This window comes from Mesorhizobium oxytropidicola (assembly GCF_056174625.1).
Genome location: NZ_CM149692.1, coordinates 369,834 through 383,436, shown reverse-complemented (window position 1 = coordinate 383,436; position 13,603 = coordinate 369,834). Strand labels below are relative to the sequence as shown.

Annotated in this window: 11 protein-coding genes and 3 pseudogenes; 7 read left to right on the top strand and 7 right to left on the bottom strand. The window is 63.5% G+C overall.

Annotated features, from left to right (window positions below; genetic code table 11):
- Positions 1-269: 269 nt before the first annotated feature.
- Positions 270-740, top strand: a complete 471-nt coding sequence (locus tag AC0V8S_RS01790) for a MarR family winged helix-turn-helix transcriptional regulator (protein ID WP_056569192.1) — start codon at positions 270-272, stop codon at positions 738-740.
- Here the strand turns inward: AC0V8S_RS01790 and AC0V8S_RS01785 are convergent.
- Positions 741-1,611 (bottom strand): annotated as a pseudogene (locus AC0V8S_RS01785) (AraC family transcriptional regulator).
- Between the two features lie 51 nt (positions 1,612-1,662).
- Here AC0V8S_RS01785 and AC0V8S_RS01780 point away from each other — a divergent pair.
- Positions 1,663-2,070 (top strand): DUF2000 family protein, encoded by a 408-nt coding sequence (locus AC0V8S_RS01780; protein WP_183464921.1) that lies wholly within the window; start codon positions 1,663-1,665, stop codon positions 2,068-2,070.
- Positions 2,071-2,075: 5 nt separating this feature from the next.
- On the opposite strand, the gene AC0V8S_RS01775 is transcribed toward AC0V8S_RS01780, so the two are convergent.
- Positions 2,076-3,275: an MFS transporter gene (locus AC0V8S_RS01775; protein ID WP_475436631.1), complete on the bottom strand. Its 1,200-nt coding sequence runs from the start codon at positions 3,273-3,275 to the stop codon at positions 2,076-2,078.
- Positions 3,276-3,778: 503 nt separating this feature from the next.
- Between AC0V8S_RS01775 and AC0V8S_RS01770 the strand changes: the two genes are divergently transcribed.
- From AC0V8S_RS01770 to AC0V8S_RS01755, 4 genes are all read left to right on the top strand, one after another.
- Positions 3,779-4,663: a DMT family transporter gene (locus tag AC0V8S_RS01770; protein WP_475438558.1), complete on the top strand. Its 885-nt coding sequence runs from the start codon at positions 3,779-3,781 to the stop codon at positions 4,661-4,663.
- Positions 4,664-4,741: 78 nt separating this feature from the next.
- Complete coding sequence (locus tag AC0V8S_RS01765; RefSeq protein WP_080511907.1) at positions 4,742-5,764, top strand: LacI family DNA-binding transcriptional regulator; 1,023 nt, start codon at positions 4,742-4,744, stop codon at positions 5,762-5,764.
- On the top strand, positions 5,761-6,744 hold the full coding sequence (locus tag AC0V8S_RS01760) for a 2-hydroxyacid dehydrogenase (protein ID WP_475436630.1): 984 nt from the start codon (positions 5,761-5,763) through the stop codon (positions 6,742-6,744). Before AC0V8S_RS01765 ends, AC0V8S_RS01760 begins: the two co-directional genes overlap by 4 nt.
- An 83-nt stretch (positions 6,745-6,827) precedes the next feature.
- Entirely contained in the window at positions 6,828-7,226 is a 399-nt protein-coding gene (locus AC0V8S_RS01755) for a hypothetical protein (RefSeq protein WP_475436629.1), read from the top strand.
- Here the strand turns inward: AC0V8S_RS01755 and AC0V8S_RS01750 are convergent, their stop codons facing one another.
- Positions 7,227-8,018, bottom strand: a complete 792-nt coding sequence (locus AC0V8S_RS01750; protein ID WP_475436628.1) for a gamma-glutamyl-gamma-aminobutyrate hydrolase family protein — start codon at positions 8,016-8,018, stop codon at positions 7,227-7,229.
- 246 nt (positions 8,019-8,264) lie between these two features.
- On the opposite strand from AC0V8S_RS01750, the pseudogene AC0V8S_RS01745 reads away from it, so the two are divergent.
- A pseudogene (locus AC0V8S_RS01745) lies at positions 8,265-9,373 on the top strand (TRAP transporter substrate-binding protein).
- Positions 9,374-9,430: 57 nt separating this feature from the next.
- On the opposite strand, the gene AC0V8S_RS01740 reads toward AC0V8S_RS01745, so the two are convergent.
- The 4 genes and pseudogenes from AC0V8S_RS01740 to AC0V8S_RS01725 all read right to left on the bottom strand — a co-directional run bounded on the left by AC0V8S_RS01740 (position 9,431) and on the right by AC0V8S_RS01725 (position 13,510).
- On the bottom strand, positions 9,431-9,805 hold the full coding sequence (locus AC0V8S_RS01740) for a VOC family protein (protein ID WP_183464924.1): 375 nt from the start codon (positions 9,803-9,805) through the stop codon (positions 9,431-9,433).
- A 287-nt stretch (positions 9,806-10,092) separates the two neighbouring features.
- Entirely contained in the window at positions 10,093-11,121 is a 1,029-nt protein-coding gene (locus AC0V8S_RS01735; RefSeq protein ID WP_475436627.1) for a zinc-dependent alcohol dehydrogenase family protein, read from the bottom strand.
- 13 nt (positions 11,122-11,134) lie between these two features.
- Positions 11,135-12,926: pseudogene (locus AC0V8S_RS01730) on the bottom strand (TRAP transporter large permease).
- The gene (locus AC0V8S_RS01725) at positions 12,926-13,510 is read right to left on the bottom strand and encodes a TRAP transporter small permease subunit (RefSeq protein WP_095200820.1); all 585 of its coding nucleotides are present in this window, start codon (positions 13,508-13,510) and stop codon (positions 12,926-12,928) included. Before AC0V8S_RS01725 ends, AC0V8S_RS01730 begins: the two are co-directional and overlap by 1 nt.
- Positions 13,511-13,603: the final 93 nt, after the last annotated feature.

Sequence of the window (13,603 nt, the reverse complement as noted above, 5' to 3'; positions counted from 1 at the left end):
TCGCTTCTTCGGCGACGAGACGATAAGGAGGGTGTGTTGTCCGGGGCTGCCGGCGGCAGGCCGCGCCCCGCGCCGTGGTTGCTGTGAATCCGGCGCTCCGAAAACTCGTTTGTCATCTAACTGAAATAAACATCTGGCATCACCACGGCGGACACCGCAATGCTTGCCGGCAAAGCTGTTTGGAGCGCCGGAATCTTTTCGATCGTCGATTGCCAACCGGCCGGCTGCGTCTATGCTGCACGCACCGGTTCGGCCGAAGAGGGATGACCATGGCCAAGGCGGACAAGACTGCAACAATGAGCCGGCTGCATTCAGCGGCAAGGCTGGCAAGAACCGCGCTGGCGGCCCGGCTTCTGGCGCACGGCTTCTATGCCGGCCAGGATCAGATCATGCTGGCGCTCGACCGCGAGGACGGCCAGACGCCTGGCAATCTTGCCGGCCGCCTCGGTGTGCGCCCACCCACCATCACCAAGACCATCAACCGGCTGCAGGCGCAGGGTTTTCTGGAAAAGCGCGCCTCCGAGGCCGATGCCCGGCAGGCGCACATCTTCCTCACCGATACCGGCCGCGAAACCATTCGCGCCATCGAGAAGTCGGTGAAGAAGACTGAAAAGCAGGCGTTGAAAGGCCTCGACAAGAAGGACCAGAAGGCGCTGTTCAAGCTGCTGGCCCGCATCGAGGCCAACCTCTCCAACGAGGAGCTGGTGCTGATCGACGACGACGCCGAGTCGGACGACTGATCAGGCCGCTGCCGGGATTGAGTCCCGGATCAGCGAGGACCAGCGCCCCGGCGTCATGCCGAACGCCTTCTTGAATTGCCTGTTGAAATGGCTCTGGTCGGTGAACGGCCTCGACCGCGATCTGCGCCAGGGGCTCGCCGGCGGCGATCATCCGCCGCGCGCGCTGAAGCCGGCGCATCACCAGGAAACGATGTGGACTGGTCGAGAAGGCGGCGCGGAAATGCCTCGATAAGGCATAGCGGTCGAGCCCGGTGACGGCTTCCAGTTCGCCGGAGCGCACAGGGCGCGTTGCATTCTCAGTCAGATAGTCCCGCGCCAGCGCCGCCGCCCGCCACGCCGTCCTCGCCATCGGTTTCGCCGGCTGACCGGCATGCCGTGCCAGGCTTTGCATCAGTTGCGTGAGAAAATCGTCGACGAACAGCTCGTCGAGTTCCTGTTGCAACGGCCCCAGCGCCGAAAGCAGCGTGGCGCAAAAGGCGTCGTCCTTCACAACGGCATCCCTGACGAAGGGCAGCGATGCGCCGCCAAGGCAGTCCAGCATCAGCGAGGGGTCGAGATAGAGCATCCTGTAGCGCAAGCCGTCCTCGCTGCCGGCGCCGCCATCATGCAATTCGTCGGGATGCAGCACGATGATCTGGCCGGGCAGGCTTAGCCGCGTCGCGCCGCGATAGCGAAAGGTCTGCACGCCCTGCAGCGTCACCCCGATCGCGTAGGTGTCATGACGATGCAAATCGAAGGCGCTGCCGTGAAAGCGCGCTTCGATCCGCTCCATGCCCGCAGGGTCGGGAGCCGAGATGATGCAGTTTTCCGCCGCATCGGTGCACAAACGTCCAAGACCCTCGAAGGCCTGGCGGCCTAGATCGTGCGACATCGTCTCCTTCAGCCCCGACATCGGGGCGCAACCTCGAATGGCCCATTTTTCATGTTCGATACGAAATTTGCAATCGTGCTGCGGGAAGACTTGCCCGTCTGGCAGAAGCTCAACGTCACCGCCTTCCTGACCAGCGGCATCGTCGCGCAGTTTCCCGACATCATCGGCGAGCCATATCGCGACCGATCCGGCAATCTCTACAATCCGCTGTCGATCCAGCCGGTCATCGTGCTGTCGGCCGACCAGGCGACGCTGGCCACCATCCACCGGCGCGCGCTGGAGCGCGGCGTGACGACCTCGCTCTATGTCGAGGAGATGTTTTCCACCGGCTTCGACGCCGCCAACCGCGCCGTTTTCGCGCAATTCGCGCCGGAAGACGCCAAGGTGGTCGGCATCGCCCTGCGTGCCGAGAAGAAGGTGGTCGACAAGATCACCAAGGGCGCCCGTATGCATACATAAGGATTTCAACCAGCTCGCTGCCGCCGATCGAGATGAGCGGCATACAGTGCCGCCGACAATGCGAGTGCCGCAGATATCAGCATCGTGACCAACAGCGCAGGGATTGACCTTGCCAGGAACAGGCCGGCGATGGCGGCTATGAGTGCCCCGCCGCCGATCCGCATTGCGGCGGCCAGTCCTGCGGCGGTGCCGACCAGGTCCTGTCGTACCGACAAGGCGCCGCTGTTGGCGGCAGGCATGGTCAATCCATTGCCGACGCCAATGAACAGGCAAGGTCCAAAGAAGGCCAGGATGTGCGTGATGCCAAAGCATGACAGGACCAGACCGACCAACAGGCCGGCGCAGGTCAGGAGGCGCGCAAGAACGAGTATGGCGCCCAGTGACGTCTTCGAGGCGTAACGCCCGGCCAGATAGCTGCCGAGAATGAAGCCGGTCGGAACCAGTCCCATGTAGAAGCCGAGCTTCGCGCTTGATCCACCGAGCGCGTCACCGACGACCAATGGGGCTCCGCCCAGGAACACATAAAGCACCCCCATCGAGGCGGCCATGCACAGTGTGTAGGCCCAAAACCGCGCCGAACCCAGGAGCACCCGATAGGAGGCAAGGTAGTTCCTGTTCGATCTCGGCAATGGAATTCTTCTGATCTCGCGCATGGACAGGGCGAAGGCAGTTATCCCGAGGATCGCAAAGACAACGAAGCTTGAGCGCCATCCGAACAATTCGTCCAGCGACCCGCCAAACAAAGGACCGACCATGGGCGCCAGCGCCCACCCCATGGCGAGATAACCGAATTTGCTGGCGGCTTCGCGCTCGTCCGATGTCTCCTTAACGATGACCAGAGCGACCGAATAGCAGGGGCCGATGCACGCCTGCATCGCGCGAAACAGAAGAAAAGTGCCGATATTGGGAGCCAGAGCGCAGCCGATGGACGCCGCGACAAAGATCGAGAGAGATATCAAGACGACCGGCCTGCGCCCAAATCGGTCCGATAGTGTGCCTCCGATGGCCTCTATGACGGCGGTGATGATCGCAAAGCCGGCAACCGACAGATTGACCAATGCGAAATCGGCTCGGAACGTTGCGGCAATGTTCGGCAGCGACGGCAAAATCATGTTCACCGGCAACACGGCAAGAGCCGAAAGCAGGATAAGGGTAATTAGCCGGGGTGGAGCAACGGGTTTGGTGATGACCGTTGTCTCGAGCATGTCCGTGCCCGGACTCCGAATGGGGTTATCGTTCGCCATGATCTCGCTCGCCTTGTCGGTGGATTGAAGGGAGGGTCTGACGGGGCGGCTAAATTCCGGGCATAAAAAAGGCCCCGTCAGGAGCCTGCTTACCGCGCATGGGTGCTTTCGCCGGATGGTTACACCATCCTGCCCATGCGCTCCCTTACGACGATCAAAGCCGTTGCGATGTTCATGGCACCAGAGCTAGGCGCAAAAGGTGCATATCGTCAAGGCAGCACGCTCTCGACGTCGATCGGCAACAGAGCCATGCATGTGGCCTGCTGGAGCACCTCCAGGAACAAGTGTGAAACGGTGAATTGATCTAAGCCTGTCGGAGCGTCTTGTTGTGCCAGGCGCTTTTGGCTTGCCGGCAAGCGACAATTCCCGCAAAGGTGGGCTCCAGCCCAGCTTTCCCCGGCCTGCACGTGAATGCTTCCAAAAGATATGTCGAAAGCGCGACGCCGCCGGTGGCGATCCTGTGCATGCTCACCACCTACGTCTTCTTCACCTTCCTCGACACCTCAAGCAAATATCTCGTCGTGGCCGGCGTTTCCGCGCTGATCGTCGCCTGGGTGCGCTTTGCCGTGCATGTCTTGCTGGTCGGCACACTCCTGCGGAGCTGGCGCGATCCGATGCGGTTTCGCCCGGTCAACCTGCCGGCGCATGTGTTGCGCGGTGTGTTCCTGTTCGGCTCGACTATGTGCAACATCCTGGCCCTGCGCTCGCTGCAGCTGGCCGAGACGACGTCGATTTACTTCTTCGGCCCGATGGTGATCACCGCACTTGCCGGCCCGCTGCTCGGCGAATGGGCCGGTTGGCGGCGCTGGCTGGCTATCCTGGCCGCCTTCGCCGGGGTCCTGATCATCACAAGGCCAGGTGTCGGCGTCTTCGGCATCGGCCATCTCTTCGCGCTCGGCTCGATGCTGTCGAACTGCTTCTATGTCATCATGACGCGCCGCATGTCGTCGACCGAGACGCCGGAAAGCCTGATCCTGTTTTCGGCGCTGGCGCCGGCGGTGCTGCTTCTGCCCATGCTGCCGTTTTCCTTCTCGCTGCCGCATGATGGCTGGCACTGGTTCGTGCTGCTCATGCTTGGTGTGTTCGGCGGTGTCGGGCACTGGCTGCTGGTGCAGGCCTATCGGCTGGCGACGACCACGGCGCTCGCCCCCTATCCCTATTCGCAGATGGTGTGGATGATCATTTCCGGCTGGATCGTCTTCAAGCAGTTCCCGGATCGCTGGACGCTGGTCGGCGCCGCCATCATCGTCGCCAGCGGGCTCTATATCGTCCACCGCGAGCACCGGCTTCGGCTGCAGAGCCGCGCGGCCTCCGATGTCGAGGCCGAAGCGCTGGCAAAAAAACTTTGATTTGCCCCCGATCGGTGGCATAACGCCGCCTTTAAACTGTTTAGGTCGCAATTCAGCTCGTTCGGGGAGCGCAAGGCGCTGGCACAAAAAATCAAGCTTTCGACGATCGCCGATGCGCTCGGCGTGTCCACGGCCACCGTGTCGCTGGCGCTGCGCGACAGCCCGCTGGTTGCCGGCTCGACGCGCGACCGCATCAAGGAACATGCACGCGCCATCGGCTATATCTACAACCGCCGCGCCGCCAGCCTGCGCACCTCGCGCTCGGGCATTGTCGGTGTCGTCGTCCACGACATTATGAATCCGTTCTTCGCCGAGATATTGCGCTCAATCGAAAGCGAGCTCGATCGCAGCCGGCAGACCTTCATCCTGTCCAACCACTACGACCAGCTCGAAAAGCAGCGCACCTTCATCGACACGCTGCTGCAGCTCGGCGCCGACGGCGTCATCATGTCGCCGGCCATTGGCACTCCGGCAGCGGACATTTTGATGGCCGAGGAGAACGGCCTGCCGGCGGTGCTGATTGCCCGCACCGTCGAGGGCGCCGACGTGCCGGTGTTTCGCGGCGACGATTCCTATGGCACCGGGCTTGCCACCAACCATCTGATCTCGCTTGGCCACAAGCGCATCGCCATGATCGGTGGCACCGACCAGACTTCGACCGGCCGCGACCGCTACCAGGGCTATGTCAACGCCATGGAGGCGGCAGGGCTTGAAGTCAGGCCGTCCTGGCGCATCGCCGGGCCGCGCACCAAGCAGGCCGGTTTCGAGGCCGCCGGGCAGTTCCTGGCGCTGAAGGACAGACCGACCGCGGCCTGCTGCTGGAACGATCTCGTCGCCATCGGCCTGATGAACGGCATTGCGCGCGCCGGCCTGGTGCCAGGCATCGACATCTCCGTTACAGGCTATGACGATCTCGAGGAGGCGGCGATCGCCACACCGGCGCTGACCACCGTCTGGAACGGCCAGCGCGAGGTCGGCCGCCGCGCCGCCAGCGCGCTGCTCGACAAGCTCAATGGGCAGACGGTGCGGCCCTCGCAGGAATTGATCAAGCCGGAACTGCATGTGCGCCAGTCGACCGGCAAGCCGGTGGAGCGGGCATGACCGAGGCCGAACAGCTGCAAGCCGTTACCATTCTGGTGCCGGCCGACTTCAGCGATCATGCCGTCAGGCGTATCGACCGGACCTTCAACCAGGTCAGGATCGAGCGCGCCGATCCGGCGCTGGTCACCGACGAGATGCGCCGCACGGTGCGTGGCATTGCCTCGTTCGCCGGCATCAGCGCGGCGATGATGGACGCGCTGCCCAATCTCGAACTTATCGCTTCCTTCGGCGTCGGCTATGACTCGGTCGATGTCGGCCATGCCGCGGCGAAGAACATCATGGTCACCAACACGCCTGACGTCCTGACCGAGGAGGTCGCCGACACCGCGATCGGGCTGCTGATCAACACGATCCGTGACCTGCCACGCGCGGAAAACTGGCTGCGCGACGGCAACTGGCTGCGCAAGGGCAACTATCCGCTGAGCCGGCTGACCTTGCGCGCGCGCCGAGTCGGCATTTTCGGCATGGGCCGTATCGGCCAGGCCATTGCCCGGCGGCTGGAGGCGTTCGGCCTGCCGGTCGCCTATCACAACCGGCGTCGGGTCGACGGTCTTTCCTACGAGTACCACGCGACGCTGAAGGGCCTCGCCGAAGCGGTCGATACGCTGATTTCGGTGGCGCCTGGTGGTGCTTCGACGCAGAAGGCGGTCAATGCCGAGATCCTGTCGGCGCTCGGCGCCAACGGCGTCTTCGTCAATATCGGCCGCGGCAGCACGGTCGACGAGGCAGCCCTCGCGGCGGCCCTTGCCGACGGTACCATCGCCGCCGCCGGGCTCGATGTCTTCGCCGACGAACCGAACGTGCCCAAGGCGCTGCTCGACGCGCCCAACACTTCGCTGTTGCCGCATGTCGGCTCGGCCTCGGAGCACACGCGCCGCGCCATGGCGGATCTGTGCGTCGACAATCTGGTGTCCTGGTTCACCGAGCGTCGGCCGCTGACACCGGTGCTGGAGACGGCGCATGTGAAGGCTCCCGACTGAGTGACCGTTTGCCACACTTATTAACGCCAGCTTAACCCTTTGGAATCATTGTTCATCCTGAGCGTGTGCATGGATGAAGAACGATGAGAGTGCTTTCCGCCTTTGTTGCAATCGCCGCCCTGTTTGGCGGCGTTCAACTGTTTCATGACGGCAATGGGGAAAGCCTCGCCAACGAGGCCACGTCGTCCAACACCTACAGGCTGGTCGCCAATGGCGATGAGGCGGCCTGCGCGGTGAGCCGCGGGGCCGAAATTTCGGATGGCTTGTCCCTGCTTACCGTCGCTCCGACATGCCGTCGTCTGCTGCCTGGCATAGAACGGGCAAAGTTTTGGCGTGAGCAGAATGACGGCACGGTGGCATTCAGCGCCAACGGTGTCGATCCGATCGTCACCTTCGCCGTGGCTGATGGCGACGGTTACGAATCCTACGCGCCGACCACGCCCTTGCTTTCGCTGGCGGACGACAGGAAGACGGACGACTGATTACTCCGCGGCGGCCCGCGCGCCGGCCTTCGCGGCAGCGTGCAGGCGCACGGCATCGCCGAAGGCGCGGAAGATCTTGGCCGAGTTGCTGTCCGAGTTGACCCAGTACTCCGGATGCCATTGCACGCCGACGGCGAAGGCGCGGGCGCCCTTGACCGAAACCGCTTCGACCGTGCCGTCAGTGGCGACAGCCTCGATCTCGAGCCTCGACCCCAGCCGGTCGATCGCCTGGCGATGCAACGAATTGACCTTGATGTCGCCGGCGCCGAACACGCCGGCGAGGCAGCTGCCCGGCTTGATCGAAATCGTCTGGTGGATGGCGAAGCGCTCATCCTGTTTGTCGCTCACTGGTGCGCGGTGGTCGAGCGAACCCTCGCGCTCCTGGATCTCGGTGCCCAGCGTGCCGCCGAGCGCGACGTTCAATTCCTGGATGCCGCGGCAAATGGCGAGCAGCGGCACGCCGCGCTCGATCGCCCGGCGGATCAGCGGCAGCGTGGTGGCGTCGCGCGCCGGATCATAGGGACCGTTGGCTTCGCTGGCATCGCCACCGTAGAGCGAGGGGTGCACGTTGGATTTCGAACCGGTGACCATGACGCCGTCGACGGAAGACAGCAGTTCGTCGAAGTCGAGCCTGTCGCCGAACGACGGCACCAGCAGCGGGAACACGCCCGCACCAGTGATCGCGGCTTCCAGATATTGCTGCGGGGCGGCATGCCAGGTGTAGTTGTCGAACTGACGGACGTCGGTCGATATGGCGACGAGCGGCTGCTGCATTTTGGCTCTGGTTTCCATCTGGCAAGGGATATCCTGCCTTCAAAATAGGCGATCCGCTGTGGTTTTTCCATGGCAAGTTTCAGCGTGTCGCATGGGCCACCAAATCCCCTGTTAGACTATAGTTGCAGGGTCGCATGGCTTGGTTACCAAATCCGGCCGCCGTGCTGGACTAGACGTCTCGCCCGTGTATTGTTTCGGCCAACCGATGCGGGAGCCCGAGGATTTCCCGAGTGTCGGTCTGTTGATCCAAAAGGGAGGAACTGCATGGATCGTCGTTCATTCATTCGCAAGGCCGGCGTGACCGGCGTCGGCGCCGCGGCGGCGGCGGCAACGCTTGCCGCCCCGGCAATCGCCCAGTCCAATCCCAAGGTGACATGGCGGCTTGCGTCGTCCTTCCCGAAATCGCTCGACACCATCTATGGCGGTGCCGAGGTGTTCTCCAAGATGCTGTCGGAAGCCACCGACGGCAATTTCCAGATCCAGGTCTTTGCCGCGGGCGAACTGGTGCCTGGCCTGCAGGCCGCGGACGCCACCACAGCCGGTACGGTCGAGGCCTGCCACACGGTGGCATATTATTACTGGGGCAAGGACCCGACATGGGCACTCGGCGCGGCGGTTCCCTTCTCGCTCAACGCGCGCGGCATGAATGCCTGGCACTACCATGGCGGCGGCATCGACCTGTTCAACGAGTTCCTCGCTACGCAAGGTCTTTCGGCCTGCCGGGCGGCAACACCGGCGTGCAGATGGGCGGTTGGTTCCGCAAGGAGATCAACACCGTCGCCGACCTCTCCGGCCTCAAGATGCGGATCGGCGGCTTCGCCGGCAAGGTGGTGCAGAAGCTCGGTGTCGTGCCGCAGCAGATCGCCGGCGGCGACATCTATCCGGCGCTGGAGAAAGGCACCATCGACGCCGCTGAATGGGTCGGCCCCTATGACGACGAGAAGCTCGGCTTCTACAAGGTCGCGCCCTATTACTACTATCCCGGCTGGTGGGAAGGTGGCCCGACCGTCCATTTGATGTTCAACAAAGCGAAATACGAGGAACTTTCGCCGGCTTACAAGTCGCTGCTGCGCACCGCGGCGCAAGCTGCCGACGCCGACATGCTGCAGAAATACGATTATGTGAACCCTCCAGCGGTGAAACGGCTGGTAGCCGGCGGCGCCAAACTGCGTCCGTTCAGCCAGGAGATTATGGCCGCCTGCTTTGAGAAGGCCAACGAGGTCTATGCCGAAATGGAGGCCTCGAACGCGCCGTTCAAGAAGATCTGGGAATCGATCAAGGGCTTCCGCAAGGAGCACTATCTCTGGGCGCAGGTGGCCGAGTACAATTACGACACCTTCATGATGGTCCAGCAGCGCAACGGCAAGCTGTAAAACTATCCCATCGCATTCGTTGAAAGACCCCGGGCGACACGCCCGGGGTTCTTCTTTTCAGGCCTGCAAGGAACTGACCTCGATCAGTATTCCGCCAGGCGCAAGGCAGTAGAAGCTCGTCGAGTCGACACCGCCACGCGTCAGATCCTGCGCCTCACCCGGCGCGAAGCCCGCTTCGGCAAGTTCAGCCTGCTTGGCGTGTACAAGGTCCGGGTTGCCGATGAAGAAGCCGACGTGAAAGCTGTCCGGGTAAGCGGCGGGTTCTCCCTTGCCTGGCGTCATCAGGTTGAGGGAAAACCCATCGGCTCCGCGCAGGATCGCGAAGGCTTGCTTGCCGCGCATGGCGACGAGTTCGAAGCCGAAATGGCTGGTGAAGAAGCCGGCAAGAGCCGCGACTTCTGATGTGGTGAGGTTGAGGTGGTTCAGTTTCATGGTCTTTGTCCTGTCACGGTTGAAACGCGGACAGGCTTGGCTGCAGACCGAGAACCGGCGGGACCGTAATATCAGGAAAATCCGGACATGGCCCAACCGGCCCGCGGGCTTTCGCCTCGCTTGCCGGCCGCGGGTTCTCCCGCATATTCATGCGGCGAACAGGCCTCCGCTCGAAAAACAGGAACGGAGGAGACCAGACTACCGAACCGGTCATGTCTTTTTCGGCGCTGGCTGAATAGCCGATCGGCGGTGTGGCGGCAAGCGGCCGGGGCGCGGCTGGCCTTGGCTCAGGGCCGGCTCGGCACCACCAGCACCTTGACCTCCCCGGGCGCCGGCGGATTGGCGATCACATCAGCCGCCTCTTCGAGCGGCACCTGCCTGGAGATCAGCCGGTCGATCTCGATCGCACCCGACGCGATCAGCTCGGCGGCACGGCGATGCGTATAGGGGTTGAGGAACGAGCCGACCACCTTCAATTCGCGAAACAGCAGGTCGAACGGCTCGAATTCAGCCTTCATGCTTTGTGGCGTCACGCCGACGATGACGACCGTGCCGCCGGCTCTCGCCAGCCGCATCGACTGCTCGACGGTGTCGCGCACGCCGGCGCATTCGAACACCACGTCGGCGCCGCCGGGTATCAGGCCCACAGGCCCGGCGATGGCATCGATGACATCGACGGCGGTGGGATCGACCGTCGCTGTCGCGCCGAGTTCCTCGGCAAGCGCGCGCCGAGAAGCCTGCCTGGTCGACAGGATGATGGTGGTGGCGCCGGCCAGCCGCGCCAATTGCACGGTGAGCAGGCCGATCACGCCGCCGCCCAGCACGATCACCGAGCTGCCCGGCTTGATCTGCGCAAGGTCGACGCCATGCAGGCAGCAGCCAAGCGGCTCGCAGAAGGCGCCATGCGTCGGCGGCAAGTCGGCGGGCAGGATGAAGGCCTGCTTCTGCGGCAGCACGACATACTCGGCAAAGCCGCCATCGCGGTGGATGCCGATGGCATTGAGATTGCGGCAGAGATTGACCCGGCCGGCATGGCAATGCGGGCATCGCCCGCAGGCGATGTTGGGATCGCCGGTGACACGGTCGCCGACGGCAAAGCCGGAGACAGCGTTGCCGACCGCCTCGATGATGCCCGAAAATTCATGTCCGGGCGTCACCGGCGGCCGGCAGGGAAATTCGCCATGGAAGAGGTGGCGGTCGGTGCCACAGACGCCGCTGGCCTCGATCCGCACCAGAAGATCGTCCGGGCCGGGGACGGGTTTGTCGACCTCGCGCAGCGCAATGCTGCCCACCGCCTCCAGCCGTACCGCTTTCATGGCGTCGTTCCCATCAGTTGAAGCTCGGCGGCTGCGACAAGTCCGGCGCTGGTGTCGTCGGCTTGGCCGGCGGCGCATCGCCGAAGTTTGGCGGCTGCGACAGGTCCGGCGTGCCGGGCGCGGCCGGTGCGCTGCCACCATTGGCAGGGGCCGTGCCAGCAGCCGGCGGTGTACCGAGCGGCGACAAGCCGGGCACCTCCGGCACCTTGTAGTCGATCGTGCCCGGATCGATCGCCGTGCCCTTGTAGCGCATCACCATTTGCGGGAAGGTGATGGTCAGCCCGATCATCACCACCTGGATCAGGACGAAAGGCACCGCGCCCCGAATAGATCTGGCCGGTCGTCACCGGCGCGATCTGTTTGCCGGTGAGGCGGTCGAGATAGGGCACGCGCGCGGCGACCGAGCGCAGGTAGAACAGCGCGAAGCCGAAGGGCGGATGCATGAAGCTGGTCTGCATGTTGACGCCGAGCAGCACGCCGAACCAGATCAGGTCGATGCCGAGCTTGTCGGCCGCCGGCGCCAGCAGCGGCACGATGATGAAGGCCAGCTCAAAGAAATCGAGGAAGAAGGCCAGGAAGAAGACGAGGATGTTGACGCCGATCAGGAAGCCGACTTCGCCACCTGGCAGCGAGATCAAAAGGTGTTCGACCCAGATGTGGCCGTTGACGCCGTAGAAGGTCAGCGAGAACACGCGCGCGCCGATCAGGATGAACAGCACGAAGGACGACAGCCGCGTCGTCGAGGTCAGTGCCTGCTTGATCACGTCCAGCGACAGCCGACCTTTTGCCGCTGCCATGATCAAGGCGCCGACGGAGCCCATGGCGCCGCCCTCGGTCGGCGTGGCGATGCCGAGGAAGATGGTGCCAAGCACCAGGAAGATCAGCGCCAGCGGCGGGATCAGCACGATGACCACCTGCTGCGCCAGCCTGGACATCATGTTGAAGTTCAGGCGTTTGTCGGCAATTGCCACGATGTAGATGAAGAGCACCCCTACGGAGGCGCCGAGAATGTCGGCATTGTCGCCATGGGTTGGGGCGAGATAGCGATACGCGGCATAGGAGATGGCCACCGCCACCACCAGCGCCACCAGCAGCGACAGAACGCCGTGGCCGAGCGTGCGGGCCTCGAGCGGCAGAGCCGGCACCGACTTCGGCCGGACGATCGACATGATCAGGATGTAGAGCGCGTAGAGGCCGGTCAGCACCAGGCCCGGGATCAGAGCGCCGGCATACATGTCGCCGACCGAGCGGCCGAGCTGGTCGGCAAGCACGATCAGCACCAGCGATGGCGGGATGATCTGGGCGAGCGTGCCGGACGCCGCGATGACACCGGCAGCCAGCCGGCGGTCGTAGCCGTAGCGCAACATGATCGGCAGCGAGATCAGACCCATGGCGATGACGGATGCCGCCACCACGCCGGTGGTCGCCGCCAGCAGCGCGCCGACGAAGATCACTGCGTAGGCGAGGCCGCCGCGGATCGGCCCGAACAGCTGGCCGATCGTGTCGAGCAGGTCCTCGGCCATGCCGGATCGTTCGAGCACGATGCCCATGAAGGTGAAGAACGGAATGGCCAGCAGCGTGTCGTTCGACATCACCCTGCTGCCGTAGAAATTATCCGGCAGTGCGTGCAGAAGCGGCCAGGCGAGGTTGATCGATCCACCAGAATAGGGCGAGAGGAGCACGCCGATGAAGAAGAACATCAAGCCGTTGGCGGCCAGCGAGAAGGCCACGGGGTAGCCGATCAGCAGGAAGATGATCAGCGAGGCGAACATGATCGGCGCCATGTTCTGGGCGATGAATTCCATCATGAGCGCACCTCGTCGGCCAGTGCCTTGGCTTCGAGTTCGGCTTGCTCATGTGCCGATATGAACGGATTGGGGTCGTCCATGTCGCCGCGCATGATGGCGATTTTCTTGATGATTTCGGAAATGCCCTGCAGCGCGAGCAGGAAAAAGCCGACCAGCAGGATGGCCTTGGCCGGCCAGATGATGAGCCCGCCGGAGTTGTTGGACATCTCGCCGCTGCGGAACGACAGGGATACGTAGGGAACGAAATAGAACACCATCAGCGTCACGAACGGCATCAGGAAGAGGAGATGGCCGAGAAGGTCGATCCAGTGCTGCACGCGGCGTGAAAACAGACCGTAGACGATGTCGATGCGGATATGCTCGTTCTGCTTCAGCGTATAGGCGGCAGCCAGCATGAAGGCGGCGCCGAACAGGTACCATTGCAGCTCCAGCCAGGCATTCGACGAAATGTCGAAGACCTTGCGGATGACGGCGTTGGCCGCGCTCACCAGGATCGCCAGCAGGATCAGCCAGGATACCGATTTGCCGATGAATTCATTGAGGCGGTCGATGCCCCGTGACAGAGCGAGCGGCCCTTCCATGCAGTCCTCCCTTGTGCCGATGGCGTGCCGGCTCCCCCTGCCGTCACGCCGCGTGGCCCAACGGTATGCCGCGCGTGGCCGGACGGGTCAACA